This is a genomic window from Phyllobacterium sp. LjRoot231 (assembly GCF_964253365.1).
Taxonomy (GTDB): domain Bacteria; phylum Pseudomonadota; class Alphaproteobacteria; order Rhizobiales; family Rhizobiaceae; genus Phyllobacterium.
The window spans coordinates 127,123-143,065 of record NZ_CAXUQT020000001.1 but is presented as its reverse complement, the minus strand read 5'-3'; the positions used below and the strand labels follow the sequence as shown (position 1 = coordinate 143,065).

Sequence of the window (15,943 nt, the reverse complement as noted above, 5' to 3'; positions counted from 1 at the left end):
ACGGGCGGAGCGTGCTGTCACCACCCGGCCGCTAAGAGGATAAGAGCTATGAAAATCACATTGGCCCTGCCAATCATCGCAATCAGTCTCATTGGCATCTCGGCACGTCCAGGCCAGGCCACTGAGACAACTATCGAGCAAATGCCAGCCAGACTCGAAACTCAGTTTGCACTGAGCGCTCTACCTCCCGCGCTGCGGGACCAGGCATCCGTTTATCTTCTTGATGCTAGGAAGGGCTATCAACTCTCCCGACAGGGAGCAAGTGGTGTGACTTGTCTCGTAGAACGCACTGTCTGGGAATTGGCCGACTTTCGCAACGACATCTATATTCCTCTCTGCTACGACGCCGCGGGCACAAGGACTTACTTGAAAGTCATTATGGACACGGCCACGCTTCGCGCTCAGGGAATGAACCCTGCTGCATTGAAAGCTGAAATTGAAAATCGTTACAACAACCAGACTTATAAAGTTCCGGACAAGTCAGGTTTGTCTTATATGGTCGCGCCGGTCATGCGCACCGTGGGGCCCCCTGACATGAAAGTTCATACCATGCCCATGCCACATGTGATGTTCTACGCTCCGAACATCACGAACGAAGACATTGGTGCAGTTCCAAATCTCAGTATTCATTCCAGTCTTCTTTATCCCTTCATAGACAAACAAGGAATCGCTGAGCAAAGCTATATGATCCAACTTATCGGAGAAGCGGAGAAGGCCAAGATCATGGCTGACGAGAAGACTCTTCTCGACGATCTTTGCACCTATCGCGATGTTCTTTGTCTTCTGCATACGGAGCACTGACGTGCGTTACACGGAGCGCCGGCGCGACCTAGAAGGAGAGAAACGATGACCACCACAAGACCGGAACCAGCAACGCGTCCAAGCCGACTATCCTTTAATATTTTAGTCGCAATTTCGGCGCGTTTTGAACGCCGCTACCTCGGTGTCGCAAAAATCCTCGCCGCTCCAATGGAGAAATTCGGTTGAGGAAGAAAGCTTGCGTCGCCGAGGAACCATGCACCGTCAAGGTCGTTTAACGTTCCGCCATCACGAACATGTTTAAAGCGCTCAAGGCCATTTGTGGCATATCTAATATCGTCGCGCCCGTAGACCAGCCAAGGAGAATAACATGCGAATGAACCGACGCCATGTGCTGGCGCTTTCCGGAGCCGCCGCTGCGACCACACTCTTTGCGCCAGCCATCAGGGCTCGCGCGGCCGCGCCGTTCAAACAGCCCGAACTGCCATACGCGGAAGATGCGCTTGCCCCGGTAATTTCAGCGAGAACCGTTGGGCTCCATTATGGAAAACACCACGCCGGCTATTTCAAGAAGCTCAACACCTTGGTTGAAAAGACGCCCTATGCTGACCTCTCACTCGAAGATGTGGTTGTGCGCGCCAAAAAGGATGGCGACACCGCGATCTTCAACAATGCAGCACAGGCGTGGAACCACGATCTCTATTGGCAGCAGTTCAAAGGCGGGCCAGCAGCACCCAAGGGCGCGTTCCTGCAAGCCGTCGAGAGCAGCTTTGGCGGGTTTGACGAACTAAAGAAAAAAATGACCGCTGAGGGGGACAATGTGTTCGGGACGGGGTGGGTATGGCTCGTCAAGGATGGCGACAAGCTCTCAATCGTCGGCATGCAGGATGCCGGTGACCCGCTCGCGGAGGGCAAGAAAGCGCTGCTCGGTGTCGATGTCTGGGAGCATGCCTATTATCTTGACTATGAGAACCGCCGCCCGGAACATGTGGCGGCAGTTTTGGGCAAACTTGTTAACTGGGAATTTGTCGGCGACCAGTTTCAGGCATGACGGCAACAGTTTCGGTCTTGTCTCCGGCTTGGGCTTGATCACTGATCAGGTGCCAAAAGTTTTCGATCGGGCCCGGGTATCCGAGATAGAAACCTTGCCCGGCCGTGCACAATTCGCCGGCCAGAAATTCGAGTTCGTCCGGTGTCTCGATGCCCTCCGCAAGAACCGGCAATCCAAGGCCGCGTCCCAGCCAGGGCACAGCCTTGACGATCGCTGCGCCCTGCTCGTTCTTGTCGACCGACTTTATGAAAGATCGATCGATCTTGATCATGTCGAAGGGGAATGCGTGGCGCGGCGTGCGTGACGAAGGAGATTGACTGCAGAAAATGAAGCAAATGCACAAACCGCTGCTGCAAGGAGAACAAGTCTGAAGTCATGCTCATTGACGATACAATTATATACGGTCAGCATTCTGTTTCTCTGTCGCCCCCGTTTTATATGGAGAGGCTATTTCTCGATCCGTTAAGGCCGACTTAAGAAATGCTATCCGGGATAGCGGGGGAGGAACCGAACTAAAAAGAAGTAAATAAAGAAGAAATTATAGAGATAGAGGCCGGAAAATTAGTACAAATATACGCGTTATGGGACAAATGTGTGTGCGATTGAATATCGTTGTTTCAACGCGGAAAGAACGCTGTCCCCGATGCTTGTGACCGGGAACAGCATTACGGAAATCCAGCTACTATTCGATGTCGAAGGACACGCCCTGTGCCAGAGGCAGGGCTGACGAATAGTTCACCGTATTTGTGGCGCGGCGCATATAGGCCTTCCATGCATCCGAGCCGGACTCGCGTCCGCCACCGGTCTCCTTCTCACCACCAAAGGCCCCGCCGATTTCAGCGCCGGATGTACCGATATTGACATTGGCGATACCGCAGTCCGACCCGTCAGGGCTGAGAAAGCGCTCTGCTTCCTGCAGATTGAGCGTGAAGATCGACGACGAAAGACCTGCACCAACCGCGTTATGATCGGCGATCGCCTTATCGAAATCGCTATATTTCATAACATAGAGGATGGGAGCGAAGGTTTCTTCGGTTACCGGACCGTCCTGCTTCGGCATTTCCACCAGGGCAGGGCGAACATAATAGGCATTGTCGTAACCGGTATCGATACGAGCGCCGCCCGTTACCTTGCCGCCATGATCGGCTGCTTCCCGCAGTGCCTTTTGCATATTGTCGTAGGCAGCCTTGTCGATGAGCGGACCGACAAGCGCAGATGTCTCCAAGGGGCTGCCGACGGAAACGCTCTCATAGGCTTTCTTGAGGCGGGGCACGAGAGTGTCATACACGCTTTCATGCACGAAAAGACGGCGAAGGCTGGTGCAACGCTGACCGGCGGTTCCCATCGCGCCGAAGGCGATGGCACGCAGTGCCATGTCGAGATCGGCCGAAGGGCAGACGATGCCGGCATTGTTACCGCCAAGTTCAAGGATCGAGCGGGCGAAACGCTTGGCCAAACGCGGTCCGACTTCGCGGCCCATGCGGGTCGATCCGGTTGCCGATACAAGCGCAACCTTTGGATGATCAACGAGCGCCTCGCCGACGGTGCGATCGCCCATCAGCACCTGGGCAAGACCTGCGGGCACATCGCCAAAACGCTTGGCGGCGCGGTCAAAGATGGCAAGGCAGGCCAGCGCAGTCAGTGGTGTTTTTTCCGAAGGCTTCCAGACGACGGCATTACCGCAGACGAGTGCGAGCGCGGTGTTCCACGACCAGACAGCAACTGGGAAATTAAAGGCGGAGATCACGCCGACGACACCAAGCGGATGCCACGTTTCCATCATGCGGTGACCGGGACGTTCGGTTGCAATAGTCAGGCCGTAGAGCTGGCGCGACAGACCGACAGCGAAATCGCAAATGTCGATCATTTCCTGCACTTCACCGAGACCTTCAGACGGGATCTTGCCGGCTTCGATCGAGACGAGGCGGCCGAGTTCGCTCTTCAGCGCCCGCAGCTCCTCGCCGAACAGACGCACAAGTTCGCCGCGCTTTGGGGCAGGAACCAGACGCCATTCGCGGAATGCCGCATCGGCTTGCTCGATAGCCCTTGCCGTATCGTCAGCGGAATGGATCACGATGTCGGCGATTTTCTCTCCGCTGACCGGACTGAACGAGGGCATCTTGCCGCCTGTATAGGCAGACTCGGCCACGCCGAGCTTGGAAAGGAGTGTTTTCACTTCTTGAGCAATGGTCATCTTGCTTTCCTTTATTGTCTTTTTGCCAATTGGCTTGGAGCGGTTTTTATCAGCCGGCTCGAATTTTTGATACACCGAGCGTCAGCTTGCGAGTGCGATGGGTTTGAAGTGCCTCAGGCACGCATCGATGGATGCCCTTTCAAGGCTGACGTAATGCGCGAATTCGTCGAGAACAGGTGCGCCGAGGCAGTCTTCAAATTCCCGTTGGCTGGGGCTTGCTGCAAATTTCTGGCTGGTGTCATCGCCCAGGTTTGATTGGAAAATTCCAGCTGCGCTCACGGGCAGAAAGTCCTCGTAAACGATAGGATCGAATTGCACGGCACCCATAGCCAAAAGAGTTTCGATGTTTGAAGCCTCGCGAGCGGACAGCGTGTTCTGCGGAAGGCAGTCCACGACCGAATAGCGGAAATACCCGAGGCCTTGCCTGCGTATGCTATTCCAATCATCAGGAAAGGCCATGAACGCGTCAGTAAGTGCAGCAATGTAAGCTTCTGCGTTCGAGCCATCGGCGGCAGGGCGAACTGTCTTGCGAGATTCGGCCAAGAGCTGGTCGTAGAGCGCACGTCCTTTGGGTGTCAGCGCAATGCCACGCTGCTCGATCTCACCGAAGCGGGCCGTATGTGAACCGGCCTCCCATTCCCCCAGAGCGTTGCGGAACGACACATTTTCCTCGAGCGCCTTGAACGAGGTTTGACGCAGGAGGATGGGGCAAGCCCGGGTCGGAGGACCTTCGATGACGGCCTTTGGCGAGATGCCATGCGCTGGCATCAATTCCTGGACGGCATCGATGTCGAGCGTGCGCGGTGTCAAATGATTGATGTGCGGCCCTTTGAACGATACGACATCAGCGATCAACCGGTGTGCATCGTGCAGACGGCTATAGAGCTCGATGCTGACGCTCGCATGGTCGTGCCAACGGAAGGTCTCGAGGATTTCCTGTACGAAAAGCGCCGCATCTTCCGCGTTTAGGCCACCCTCGGTCTCGGCTTTCTCGATAAGAGAAATCGCCTTTGTGGTGAAGATCTGCCGTGTTTCGAGGATATTCCGGGCTTCGTTGCGAAGCTCCGGATCGGCAACGAGATCGAGCCGCAGCAATGAGGTAAAAACGCGAAATGGATTGATCTTCAACGCAGCGTCGCCCACTGGCCGGAAGGCTGTCGAATGTACCGGGACGCCCGCTTCACTTAGATCATAGTAGCCGACCGGATGCATGCCCACGATGGCGAAAACTCGCCGCAGCATGGCGAGTTCTGCGGCTGTGCCGACGCGGATAGCGCCATGTCGCTCTTCCGAAATGCGGTCGAGTGTGTCGGTTTGTTCCAGCCGATGTCTTAACTCTGGTGATGCGGCAAGGGTCTGGGCGTTTACCTTGGAGACCAGCGACAGGAGCGTTCCATAGGCAGGGACTTCTGTCCGGTACATGGAGGACATGGCTGATGAGAAAGACGCTCGAATGGCATCCGTCGAAACAAAAATGGTTGAGTTCACAATGATAGTTCCGCTGTGTTGGTGCGACAGCGAATTTCGTCGCCGTCATGCTTAATCTGGATTATAGATAAGATAATGCCCTGCGGATTGCGATGATTCAAACTGGGTTGATGCGAGATACGAATGAAGTTAACAAGACGCTTAATCCCGGACATTGATATTCTGCAGACATTCGAATGTGCTGCGCGGCATGGCAGTTTTACTCAGGCGGCGAAAGAACTGAATTTGACGCAGAGTGCCGTCAGCCGGCAGATGAGCGAACTTGAAGGCCAGATCGGCGTGCTGTTGTTCGAGCGCATCCGTCAGCGTGTTGTCCTCTCTGACGCCGGACAGAAGTTTCTTCCGGAAGTGCGGCGCCTGCTCGGTCTGACCGAAGAGACGATGCTGCGCGCCATGGCGGCGTCACAGTCTGCGTCTTCCCTGAGCATCGCCACCCTGCCAACCTTTGGCAGCCGCTGGCTGATGCCGAGGCTTCCCGATTTTTTGCGCCACCATCCCGAAATGGCGCTGAGTGTTGCGTCACGCTCGGAGCCGTTCGATTTCGAGGAAGAGCCTTTCGATCTGGCGATTCATTACGGACAGCCGGTCTGGGCTCATGCCACATGTACCTATCTTTGCAGCGAACTGATCGTACCCGTGGGAAGTCCAGAGCTTTGCGCCGCCAATCCCGTGAAGACACCGGCCGAATTGGCGAACTCTGCGCCGCTGCTGCATCTATCAACAAGACCCAAGGCGTGGGCCTCGTGGTTCGAAACGGTGCAAGCGGAGATCGCCAGCCCTTATAAAGGGCACCGCTTCGAACATTTTTCCATGGTCATCGAGGCGGCTCTCGCCGGGCTCGGCTTCGCCTTGCTGCCGCGCTATCTGATCGAGCAGGAGCTTACATCGGGGCGTTTGCTCGTGCTTTTCGACCAGCCGCTCCAGACCGAGAACAGTTATTATCTTGTGGTGCCTGACCACAAAAAGGAAAACGCTCTGGCACAGACCTTTTTTGCCTGGATCGCCGATCAGGTCAGCGACCGGCAGATAGCACCGCCTGTCATTCGTTGATCGCATCATGTCTTCAAGATTTTTCATTTTCGCTGGCAGAATCACGTCCTATAACGGCATGATAATGCGCCGGTTATCTCCGGCCGACCCGACGGTGATCCCATGCTGAATGATGAACGTTCCCACGGCCTATGGGAAAAGACCGCGCCGCCTGCGCCTACGACGGAACGGCTGCAGGGGAACATATCCGTTGACGTGGCGGTGATTGGCGCTGGCTTCACCGGGCTCTCTGCCGCTTTGCATCTGGCTGAAGCAGGGACAAAGGTCGCGGTGGTGGATGCTGCCGAGATTGGGTTCGGTGGTTCAGGCAGAAATGTCGGCCTCGTCAATGCTGGCATGTGGGTAATGCCAAATGATCTGCCGGGCGTATTGGGGCAGGTGCATGGTGAGCGCCTTCTGGAACTGCTCGGCAACGCGCCACAGTCGGTTTTCAATCTCGTCGACAAGCATCAGATCGAATGCGAGCTCGAGCGCACCGGCACATTGCATTGCGCTGTCGGCCAGGATGGGTTGAAACAGCTCGAGCAACGCGCCGAACAGTGGCTCGCCCGCGGTGCTGCGGTTCGTCTGCTCGATGCGAAGGAAACCGCCGCCAAGGTTGGCTCAAATGCTTATGCTGCGTCTTTGCTGGACAATCGGGCCGGCACAATCCAGCCTCTCGGCTATGTCCGCGGACTGGCAAGAGCTGCTCTCGATGCCGGCTCCGCGGTCTATACCGGAACGCCGGTTACTTCGACGGAGCGCTCCGGCAATCGTTGGATTGTGCGCACGCCGTCGGGCACGGTGTCAGCTAACTGGGTCGTGGTAGCCACCAACGCCTATACAACGTCGCCATGGCCGGAACTACGGGCAGAACTTCTGCACCTACCCTATTTCAATTTCGCCACAACACCACTACCCGAAGACGTCAGAAAGACAATCCTTCCCGAGCGGCAGGGCGGGTGGGATACGAAAGAAATATTGAGCTCCTTCCGCATGGATAAAGCCGGGCGGTTGGTTTTCGGCAGCGTGGGAGCATTGCGCGGCACAGGCATGGCAGTGCACAAGGCATGGGCTGCACGGTCCATCAGTAAGCTTTTTCCTCAGATCAAGGACGTGACGTTCGAAGCGGGGTGGTACGGCCAGATCGGGATGACTAGTGACAGCCTGCCACGCTTCCACACCCTCGCTCCGAATGTCATCAGTTTCAGCGGCTACAATGGCCGCGGCATCGCACCGGGCACGGTGTTCGGCCGCCTTCTAGCGGAGCATATTGTCGGCAAGATTACCGACGCAGACTTGCCGCTGCCAGTTACCCAGCCGAAAGAACAGGGCTTGCGGACAATTCGTGAAGGTTACTATGAGGTCGGCGCGCAACTGGCGCATCTGGTGGGGAACCGGTTTTGAGGCATGGTGTTAACCCGACATTTGCATTCGCTTGCCATTCTTGGCGTCCCGACATATCTCTAAGAGATGGACAGCAAGAAGCCGATGCGGCACACCAGACCGAGCGTCTCCGCCAGCATTTTCGCCGCGGTCAGGAACCGCAACAAGCGCCCGATCGGCGTCGGCAGGATCGTGCGCAATGATTTGCTGATTTCATCTTATAACGTCCACAAATGCGTAGGGATTGACAAGAAGTTCGATCCGGATCGTATTGCCCATGTCATTGGCGAAATCGGCGCGGATGTCATTGCCATCCAGGAAGCCGACAAGCGCTTTGGTGAAAGAACGGGCCTGCTCGATCTAGCGCGTCTCCATCGCGAGAACAGCCTCGTTCCTGTTCCGGTGACTTCGCTTTACCCCAAAGGCCATGGCTGGCACGGAAATCTGCTGTTATTTCGCGAGGGCGTGGTCCGCCGCGTTCAACAGCTTGTATTGCCCGGCCTTGAGCCGCGCGGTGCGTTGGTGGTTGATATAGATCTCGAAGCCGGCCCGCTTCGCATCATTGCCGCACATCTCGGTTTGCTTAGACATTCCCGCCAGCAGCAATCGGAAGCTATCCTAAGGGCGGTTCATGCCGATCCGTCACGTCCGACCTTGCTGCTTGGTGACTTGAACGAATGGCGTGTGGGCAAAGGTTCCTCGTTGCATTTCCTTCGCCCGGTCTTCGATCCGGCAAAAAATGCGGTGCCAAGCTTTCCTTCACGCTTTCCTGTCCTGGCGCTAGACCGGGTTCTTGGCCACCCACACAGCCTTGTTACGGCTATCGAGGTTCACGACACACCCTTGGCCCGCGTTGCTTCCGATCATTTGCCGATCAAGGCCTACGTCGACCTGAAATCAGCGTTGGCCGAGACAGAAGCAATTAGAGATAGGGCGAGCCTAGCCAGATAATCCGGTCGAGCAGGCGCACCCAGAACGAACGCGCGCGCAAGTTTTGAAGCAAAACTGGCTTGGCAGTTGACATTGCCTTTTTGACAAGCCCTTCCACTTCGGACGCAAACGCTGCATCCATAACCTCGAGATCGACTTCGAAATTCAGCCGCAATGATCGCGGATCGAGGTTTGACGATCCGACATAGGCCCACTGCCCGTCAACCACTAGCAACTTGGAGTGGTTGAAATTGCCGCTGGCACGCCAGATGCGGCAGTGACCTTTGAGAATCTGGTCGAACTGAGCCGTCATGGCGCGATCGACGAGTTTGAGATTATTGATTGCCGGAACGACGATATCAACCTCCACCCCGCGTCGTGCAGCGGTGACAAGTGCACTGATCAGTTCGCGGTCAGGCAGAAAATAGGGTGACATGATGCGGATGTGGGTCTGTGCAATCGAAAAGGCACCCATCAGCATTCGGTGGTTGGCCTCGAGGCTGCGATCTGGTCCCGATGGCACAGCGCGAATGAACACGGGCTCGCCTGCGTGTTTCTCGGGCGCGGTAATATGCCAGGGCTCGCCCGACAGCACTTCCCTGGTCGTGAAGCGCCAATCTTCCGAAGCGATGTGGAACAGATCCGTGACGATAGGACCGGTCAGGCGGAAATGGGTATCGCGCGCGTTGTCTTCGCCAGCAACTTCCGCGGAGAAACCGGCCCGGATATTCATGCCTCCGGTGAACGCAATCCGACCGTCAATAATCATAATCTTGCGGTGGGTCCGAAGATTGGCATAGGGCAGGCGCAAGCCCATGATGATGTTGCCGTTGAAGACATCGACCTTGACGCCATGTTTCGCGAGATAGCCGACAATGCTTGGAATGGAATAGCGAGCACCCACGGCGTCGATCAGGACCCGTACCTCGATCCCGCGCTTGACCGCCGCAATCAGTGCATTAGCTAGGCGAAGCCCGATCTTGTCGCGATCGAAAATATACGTCTCGACCAAGATGCTGCGCTTGGCATCGCCAATCTCAGCGAGCATGGCATGATAGGCTTCATCACCGCTCTGCAATATGTCGATGTCGTTGCCGGTCGTCAGACGGCAACGGCTGACGCGATCCCCGAGCGCCTTCATTGCCGCGAAGCGCTTCTCGAAATGCGCGAGTACATTTTCTTGGCTGGCGTCAAAGCGCATGAAATGGTCTTGGCCAATTTCGTGCAGGAATTCACGCTGCGAAGAGATGGAGGAACGTCTGATACGGTTGATTCCAGCGACCGCATATATGACGGCACCGATCACCGGCGAGAGGATGATCACGCCGACCCAGCCTATGGCGGCACGGACCTCTTCCTTGGTCATAGTCGCATGAATGGCCGCTGGCACACCGAGAACGATCGATAGCACAAAGAAAATTTGCGGCCAGTAGGTGAAGAGGTAATCAGCCATTGCGGCGTTTCATGTCAGGACGCGGAGTCCCGGCGCGAACGCCATTCGGCCAGCGAAACCGGCTGGTCAGGAATGCGGATTTCGAAACTGGTGCCCGCTCCTTCGCCACCGCGCAATTCAATCGTTCCTCCGTGAGCCCGTACAAGTTCATGGACAATAGCGAGACCAAGGCCGGTGCCACCTGAGCGAGCCGATCCTTTGAACGCCGTAAACAGATTTTCGCGCGCCTTGGGCGGTAGACCGGGGCCCGTATCATCAATGCCAATGATCGAAGTCGTGCCGATCTGTCCTGCAGTGATTGTCAATCGCTTGACCACCGATGGATCACCGCGGGTGTCGCTGGCCATAGCCTGAATTGAGTTTCGGCAGAGATTGGAAATGATGCGGAAGAATTGATCGGGATCGACATCGATTTCGAAATCCGCGGGCACGAGATTCTTGAATTCTATCTCTGATTTCGCATCAAGGTTGAGCATTTCCTCGACGTCGCTGATGATCGTGCGCAGCTTTACCCGCCGCCTCTGCGGCGGTGCTTCCTGCGTGCCGCCGTAGGCGAGCACTGTCTGCGAATAGTTGATGGCGCGGTCGATGGTGCGCACCAGTTTCGGTACGAAACGCTGGATCGCCGGATCACTGGTGTTTGCGAGGTGATCGGATATTAGCTGTGCCGAAGCCAGAATATTGCGCATGTCATGGTTGATCTTGGAAACCGCAAGGCCGAGGTCGGCAAGATGTTTCTGCTCGGCTAAGGTTCGTTGCAACTGGTGCTGCATATCGGCGAGTTCCCGCTGCGCGATACCGAGTTCGTCTTCGCGAGCCTCTGGCTTGATGATGCGCTGTGGATCATCCGGTGCCTGCGCAAAGGCTAGCATATTGTCACTCATGCGTTGGATGGGTCGAATGAGCAGGCGGCTGATCGTGAGAAAGACGAGGCCAGCCGTGATGAGTGAAATGAACAGCGAAATCAGCGCGACATTACGGGCATAGCGCAGCATCGCATTGCGTAGCGGGGCGTCGGAGGTAAGAAGTTCGATAATTTTACCGGTGTCTCCGACCGGGCCATAAACGCGGATAATTCGATGTCCGCCATTGATCAGCGTGTCGAATGCATCCCGGATCACTGTCACCGGATCCGTGACGGTAATATCGATGTGCCTGTCCACTTTAGAAGGCATCTCCGATACGGCGAGAAGCCTGGAGGCCCCTTTTTCGCGCAAAACGATCGCTTTCGTCCCCGTCGCGAGAAGCACGTCATTCTGTACCGATTGCGGTATGTCCTCGCTGTCGCTAGCAGCCAACACTACACTCGCCGCCGCAACGGTGTTGAGCCGGTCAGAAAGCCAGCGAATACGCATATCTGCAATGATAGGGACAAAAATCATCACTTCTGCGAGAAGGCCGAACAAGAGGGTAAGGCGCAGCAACTTGCCAGAAAGACGTTTCAGGACGGGCAAACGCCGGCCAGCATGCAACTGCAAGCCCGTCGTTTCTGGATTTTGTTGAGTTGCCGTCATTTTGACTCCATGAGCGTTTGATGTAAGTCAAACGCGTATCCGGTACAATAAATCAGTTGCCCGGATTTGCCTATTTTTGAATTACGTCAATCAATTGACTTATCGGCATCGTGCCTCTATAAGCCGCGCACGTCCGGGCTGACCGCCCCCGTGACGTTTATCAACGGCGTATTCTTATACGCTAATGGCGGTCCTGATATGCTCCTGTCAAAGAACAGACCACAAGAAGGGCCGCACACCGCGGTATTTTAACAAATGAAGCGTACTTATCAGCCATCCAAGCTTGTCCGCGCACGTCGCCACGGGTTTCGCGCCCGTATGGCAACTGCAGGCGGCCGCAAGGTTATTGCAGCGCGTCGCGCTCGCGGTCGCAAGCGGTTGTCAGCGTAAGGCATTCCGCGCGAAATCGTGCGGTCGGCTAGAGCTGGCACTACAGAATGAATGAGCAAAAACCACTCCGCCTTCGCAAGAGAGCGGAGTTTTTGGCTGTCCGAAACGGAGAAAAGCGCCGCGGCGTCTATTTTCTTGTCGAAGTCAAAGAGCGAGAGGACAAGAATGGTCCGCCGCGCGTAGGTTTTACGGTCACCAAAAAGAACGGGAATGCCGTTATCCGCAATCGCATCAAACGCCGCCTCCGAGAGGCCGTGCGCGTCAATGTTGCTGATGACATGGCCCCGGGAACCGACTATGTGATCGTTGCTCGCCGCGATGCGCTTGATGCGCCGTTCGCTGACTTGACACGGGAACTCTCGAAACGGGTTTCCAAGAAAATATTGACCCGGCGTTCGACGAAACCCTAACAGGCACCCGCGAACCCGACCCAAGGACTGACAATGGAAACGAACCGTAATTTTTTTATCACCATTGCCTTGTCCATTGTGATCCTGACGCTTTGGCAGGTGTTCTACATGAACCCCAAGATCGAAGCGCAGCGCGAACAGGCCCAGATCGAGGCCACGCGGCAAGGACAAACGCGCGTTGACGGACAGGCGAGCACGCCCGCAGGCACGGCCGCTAACGGCAACGCAGCGAATAATCTGCCGTCCTCGACACCGGCCACCCCAGGTGCGAATATTCCTGGCCAGTCACAGGACGCCGCCCAGGCTGGCAGCCTGACCCGCGCAGCCGCTCTTGGCCAGACGAGCCGTATCAAGATCGACACGCCGAGCCTCGGCGGCTCGATCAGCCTGACCGGAGCGCGGCTCGATGATTTGCAATTGAAGCAGTATCACGAGACGGTCGATGACAATTCGCCGAATATTGAGCTCTTGAGCCCTGCGCAGATGGCCGACGGTCAGTTCGCCGAGATTGGCTTCACTGGCAATGATTTGACGGGGACGGTTCCCGGCCCGGCGACTGTGTGGACCGTCGAAGGCAACAATAATCTCACACCGTCCACACCGGTAACGCTGACCTTCACCAATGAGAAGGGCCTCACCTTCAAGCGCACCATCAGCGTCGATGACAATTACATGTTTACCGTCAAGGATGCTGTGACCAATGGGACCCCGGCGCCTATCTCGCTTGCCTCCTATGGCCGCGTGACGCGCTTTTCAAAGCCTCTGCATCCGAGCACCTATGTTTTGCATGAAGGCCCGATCGGAGTAATCGGTGATGACGGTCTCGTGGAATACAAGTTCGCCGCGATCGAGAAGGAAAAGGAAGTCTCGCCCCCCAAGGCAACAACCGGCGGATGGATTGGCATTACCGACAAATATTGGGCCGCTGCCCTTGTTCCTTCCTCATCGAAGCCGTTTCAGGCGCGCATGTCTTATTTCGAGGATGGCCGTCCGCGTTATCAGAGTGACTATCTGTCCGATCCGACGACAATCGAGCCCGGTCAATCGGCAACGATTGAGAACCTGATCTTTGCGGGCGCCAAGGAAGTCGGCAAGATCAATGCCTATGAAAAAGATCGTGGCATTCGCCAATTCGATCTCTTGATCGACTGGGGCTGGTTCTATTTCATCACCAAGCCGATGTTCTACCTGATCGACACGCTCTATAAGGCCATCGGCAATTTCGGCGTCGCCATCCTGGTCGTAACGGTTTTGCTCAAAGCCCTGTTCTTCCCGCTTGCGAATAAATCCTACGCTTCCATGGCACGCATGAAGCTGGTTCAGCCGAAAATGACCGAAATCCGCGAGAAATATGCGGACGATAAAGTCAAACAGCAGCAAGCTATGATGGAGTTGTACAAGACGGAGAAGATCAATCCGATTGCAGGCTGCTGGCCGGTGGTAATCCAGATACCGGTCTTCTTTGCGCTGTACAAGGTCCTCTACGTCACCATCGAAATGCGCCACGCGCCGTTCTTTGGCTGGATTCAGGATCTGGCTGCGCCAGACCCAACTTCCGTCTTCAATCTCTTCGGCCTGATCCCGTGGGCAGTTCCGGCCTTCCTGATGATCGGCGTCTGGCCCCTGATCATGGGCATCACGATGTTCCTTCAGATGCGCATGAACCCGACGCCGCCAGATCCGACGCAGCAGATGATCTTCAACTGGATGCCGCTGATCTTCACATTCATGTTGTCGAGCTTCCCGGCCGGGTTGGTGATCTACTGGGCATGGAACAACACGCTTTCGATCACGCAGCAGGCAATCATCATGAAGCGCCAGGGCGTGAAGGTCGAATTGTGGGACAATCTTACCGGTCTGTTTCGCAAGAAGCCGAAACCTGCGGAATAGCGAGTGACTTTTTAAGTAATCAAAAGCCCCCGACCTGATCGGGGGCTTTTCTTTTGCGCGGTTGACAAGCCCCTTATAAACATTGATTGCAGGGCGAGGCCGTACGTGGCGCGGCAAATGGACGGAAGAAAAATTGAGCGAAGCGCAGCAAAACACAAACAGGCTGGTCGAGAAGGGCAGAATGCTCTTCGCACAAGGCTGGGTTTTTATTCGCGGCGTTCCAGCAATGAAGTTCCTGCCGCCGGAAGGGCCGCTTGAAATCGCTTTTGCCGGGCGTTCCAATGTTGGTAAATCGTCGCTGATCAACTCGATCATCGGCCAAAAGGGCTTGGCGCGCACATCGAATACGCCTGGCCGGACTCAGGAACTCAACTATTTCGTTCCGGATGGCCATTCGGGCGAGAACGGAGACCTGCCTCCGCTCGCAGTGGTGGACATGCCGGGCTATGGCTTCGCTGAAGCACCGAAAGAGCAGGTGGACGCCTGGACACGGCTGGTCTTCGATTATCTGCGCGGGCGCACGACGCTCAAGCGTGTTTACCTGCTGATTGATGCCCGTCATGGTGTGAAAAAGAATGATGCCGAGGTGCTGGACCTTTTGGACCGCGCTGCCGTGTCCTATCAGATCGTTCTCACCAAGATCGACAAGATCAAGCCCGCCGGTGTCCCGCGCCTGATGGAAGAGACGGCGCAGGCCATCAGAAAGCGCGCTGCGGCCTATCCGGAAATCCTGGCGACGTCGTCTGAAAAAGGCGCCGGGCTCGATGAACTCCGCGCCGCGATCGCCCTGCTTCTAGAAGAATAGCATCCGCAAAAAGTGCCCCGCACACGATCCAGCGGGTCGAGCGGGGCAAAGGCCAGGTTCACTCTGCGCAAATGAACCAGGATCTCTGACTACATTTTCGGCAGAAGAACCTTGTCGATCACATGGATGACGCCGTTCGATTGCTTGACATTGGCGATGGTTACAGTAGCCACCGTTCCGTTTTCGTCCGTCAGAGTAAGCTTCTTGCCCTTGTACTTGGCGGTCCATACGCACCCGCCAACTGTCTTGACCGGGTGAGCGCCCTCGTCGTCATCAATCATCTTCATGATGGTTTTCGATGAGGCGTCGGCGGCAACCACGTGGCAGGTCAAGATCTTGGTCAGCTTGTCCTTGTTTTCAGGCTTCAGCAGCGTTTCGACAGTCCCTTTTGGAAGTTCCGCGAATGCCTCGTTCGTCGGCGCGAAAACTGTAAAGGGCCCCTTGCCTTCGAGTGTCTGGACAAGGCCGGCAGCCTTAACTGCTGCGATGAGGGTCGTGTGATCCTTCGAATTCACGGCATTTTCGATGATGTTCTTGTTCTCATACATGGCGGCACCGCCTACCGTCGGGTTCTTGGCGTAAGCAGTTCCGGCAATCAGGATGGTTGAAAGGGCGATCAGGCCCAATGATTTCTTCAACATACT

At 56.0% G+C, this 15,943-nt stretch carries 14 protein-coding genes and 1 pseudogene; 9 read left to right on the top strand and 6 right to left on the bottom strand.

Going from position 1 to position 15,943, the window contains the following annotated elements:
* Window positions 1-48 precede the first annotated feature (48 nt).
* Together ACSQ3H_RS00690 and ACSQ3H_RS00685 are read left to right on the top strand one after the other, a co-directional pair.
* Window positions 49-801: a hypothetical protein gene (locus tag ACSQ3H_RS00690; protein WP_436115255.1), complete on the top strand. Its 753-nt coding sequence runs from the start codon at window positions 49-51 to the stop codon at window positions 799-801.
* Window positions 802-1,129: 328 nt separating this feature from the next.
* Window positions 1,130-1,810: a superoxide dismutase gene (locus ACSQ3H_RS00685; protein ID WP_436115254.1), complete on the top strand. Its 681-nt coding sequence runs from the start codon at window positions 1,130-1,132 to the stop codon at window positions 1,808-1,810.
* On the opposite strand, the pseudogene ACSQ3H_RS00680 reads toward ACSQ3H_RS00685, so the two are convergent.
* The 3 genes and pseudogenes from ACSQ3H_RS00680 to hglS form a co-directional block, all read right to left on the bottom strand.
* Window positions 1,773-2,099: pseudogene (locus ACSQ3H_RS00680) on the bottom strand (EAL domain-containing protein); the annotation flags it as partial. The gene ACSQ3H_RS00685 and the pseudogene ACSQ3H_RS00680 sit on opposite strands and share 38 nt — an antisense overlap.
* 393 nt (window positions 2,100-2,492) lie before the next feature.
* Window positions 2,493-4,004: an L-piperidine-6-carboxylate dehydrogenase gene (gene amaB, locus ACSQ3H_RS00675; protein WP_436115253.1), complete on the bottom strand. Its 1,512-nt coding sequence runs from the start codon at window positions 4,002-4,004 to the stop codon at window positions 2,493-2,495.
* 81 nt (window positions 4,005-4,085) lie between these two features.
* Entirely contained in the window at window positions 4,086-5,492 is a 1,407-nt protein-coding gene (hglS, locus tag ACSQ3H_RS00670) for a 2-oxoadipate dioxygenase/decarboxylase HglS (protein ID WP_436115252.1), read from the bottom strand.
* Between the two features lie 123 nt (window positions 5,493-5,615).
* On the opposite strand from hglS, the gene ACSQ3H_RS00665 reads away from it, so the two are divergent.
* The 3 genes from ACSQ3H_RS00665 to ACSQ3H_RS00655 all read left to right on the top strand — a co-directional run bounded on the left by ACSQ3H_RS00665 (window position 5,616) and on the right by ACSQ3H_RS00655 (window position 8,858).
* Window positions 5,616-6,542, top strand: a complete 927-nt coding sequence (locus ACSQ3H_RS00665) for a LysR family transcriptional regulator (RefSeq protein WP_436115251.1) — start codon at window positions 5,616-5,618, stop codon at window positions 6,540-6,542.
* A 102-nt stretch (window positions 6,543-6,644) separates the two neighbouring features.
* The gene (locus ACSQ3H_RS00660) at window positions 6,645-7,928 is read left to right on the top strand and encodes an NAD(P)/FAD-dependent oxidoreductase (RefSeq protein ID WP_436115250.1); all 1,284 of its coding nucleotides are present in this window, start codon (window positions 6,645-6,647) and stop codon (window positions 7,926-7,928) included.
* 84 nt (window positions 7,929-8,012) lie between these two features.
* A complete protein-coding gene (locus ACSQ3H_RS00655) occupies window positions 8,013-8,858 on the top strand; it encodes an endonuclease/exonuclease/phosphatase family protein (protein ID WP_436115249.1) in 846 nt (281 codons plus the stop codon).
* Here the strand turns inward: ACSQ3H_RS00655 and cls are convergent.
* Window positions 8,830-10,290 (bottom strand): cardiolipin synthase, encoded by a 1,461-nt coding sequence (gene cls / locus ACSQ3H_RS00650; protein WP_436115248.1) that lies wholly within the window; start codon window positions 10,288-10,290, stop codon window positions 8,830-8,832. The two genes, ACSQ3H_RS00655 and cls, sit on opposite strands and share 29 nt — an antisense overlap.
* Window positions 10,291-10,304: 14 nt before the next feature.
* Complete coding sequence (locus tag ACSQ3H_RS00645) at window positions 10,305-11,804, bottom strand: sensor histidine kinase (RefSeq protein ID WP_436115247.1); 1,500 nt, start codon at window positions 11,802-11,804, stop codon at window positions 10,305-10,307.
* A 255-nt stretch (window positions 11,805-12,059) separates the two neighbouring features.
* Between ACSQ3H_RS00645 and rpmH the strand changes: the two genes are divergently transcribed.
* The 4 genes from rpmH (at window position 12,060) to yihA (ending at window position 15,299) form a co-directional block, all read left to right on the top strand.
* Window positions 12,060-12,194, top strand: coding sequence for a 50S ribosomal protein L34 (gene rpmH / locus ACSQ3H_RS00640; protein ID WP_040853797.1), 135 nt, complete (start codon window positions 12,060-12,062; stop codon window positions 12,192-12,194).
* A gap of 47 nt (window positions 12,195-12,241) precedes the next feature.
* Window positions 12,242-12,604, top strand: a complete 363-nt coding sequence (gene rnpA / locus ACSQ3H_RS00635) for a ribonuclease P protein component (protein WP_436115246.1) — start codon at window positions 12,242-12,244, stop codon at window positions 12,602-12,604.
* A gap of 33 nt (window positions 12,605-12,637) precedes the next feature.
* Window positions 12,638-14,494: a membrane protein insertase YidC gene (gene yidC / locus ACSQ3H_RS00630; protein ID WP_436115245.1), complete on the top strand. Its 1,857-nt coding sequence runs from the start codon at window positions 12,638-12,640 to the stop codon at window positions 14,492-14,494.
* Between the two features lie 181 nt (window positions 14,495-14,675).
* Window positions 14,676-15,299 (top strand): ribosome biogenesis GTP-binding protein YihA/YsxC, encoded by a 624-nt coding sequence (gene yihA / locus ACSQ3H_RS00625; protein WP_436119302.1) that lies wholly within the window; start codon window positions 14,676-14,678, stop codon window positions 15,297-15,299.
* An 89-nt stretch (window positions 15,300-15,388) separates the two neighbouring features.
* Here the strand turns inward: yihA and ACSQ3H_RS00620 are convergent, their stop codons facing one another.
* Entirely contained in the window at window positions 15,389-15,940 is a 552-nt protein-coding gene (locus tag ACSQ3H_RS00620) for a fasciclin domain-containing protein (protein ID WP_436115244.1), read from the bottom strand.
* Window positions 15,941-15,943: the final 3 nt, after the last annotated feature.

What these genes read in the sequence shown, in the direction of transcription:
- ACSQ3H_RS00685 (WP_436115254.1), top strand. Translation starts at nt 1,130, where the DNA reads ATGCGAATGAACCGACGCCATGTGCTGGCGCTTTCCGGAGCCGCCGCT.
- yihA (WP_436119302.1), top strand. Translation starts at nt 14,676, where the DNA reads ATGCTCTTCGCACAAGGCTGGGTTTTTATTCGCGGCGTTCCAGCAATG.
- rpmH (WP_040853797.1), top strand. Translation starts at nt 12,060, where the DNA reads ATGAAGCGTACTTATCAGCCATCCAAGCTTGTCCGCGCACGTCGCCAC.
- ACSQ3H_RS00645 (WP_436115247.1), bottom strand. Translation starts at nt 11,804, where the DNA reads ATGACGGCAACTCAACAAAATCCAGAAACGACGGGCTTGCAGTTGCAT.
- yidC (WP_436115245.1), top strand. Translation starts at nt 12,638, where the DNA reads ATGGAAACGAACCGTAATTTTTTTATCACCATTGCCTTGTCCATTGTG.
- rnpA (WP_436115246.1), top strand. Translation starts at nt 12,242, where the DNA reads ATGAATGAGCAAAAACCACTCCGCCTTCGCAAGAGAGCGGAGTTTTTG.
- ACSQ3H_RS00660 (WP_436115250.1), top strand. Translation starts at nt 6,645, where the DNA reads ATGCTGAATGATGAACGTTCCCACGGCCTATGGGAAAAGACCGCGCCG.
- cls (WP_436115248.1), bottom strand. Translation starts at nt 10,290, where the DNA reads ATGGCTGATTACCTCTTCACCTACTGGCCGCAAATTTTCTTTGTGCTA.
- ACSQ3H_RS00655 (WP_436115249.1), top strand. Translation starts at nt 8,013, where the DNA reads ATGCGGCACACCAGACCGAGCGTCTCCGCCAGCATTTTCGCCGCGGTC.
- amaB (WP_436115253.1), bottom strand. Translation starts at nt 4,004, where the DNA reads ATGACCATTGCTCAAGAAGTGAAAACACTCCTTTCCAAGCTCGGCGTG.
- ACSQ3H_RS00620 (WP_436115244.1), bottom strand. Translation starts at nt 15,940, where the DNA reads ATGTTGAAGAAATCATTGGGCCTGATCGCCCTTTCAACCATCCTGATT.
- ACSQ3H_RS00690 (WP_436115255.1), top strand. Translation starts at nt 49, where the DNA reads ATGAAAATCACATTGGCCCTGCCAATCATCGCAATCAGTCTCATTGGC.
- ACSQ3H_RS00665 (WP_436115251.1), top strand. Translation starts at nt 5,616, where the DNA reads ATGAAGTTAACAAGACGCTTAATCCCGGACATTGATATTCTGCAGACA.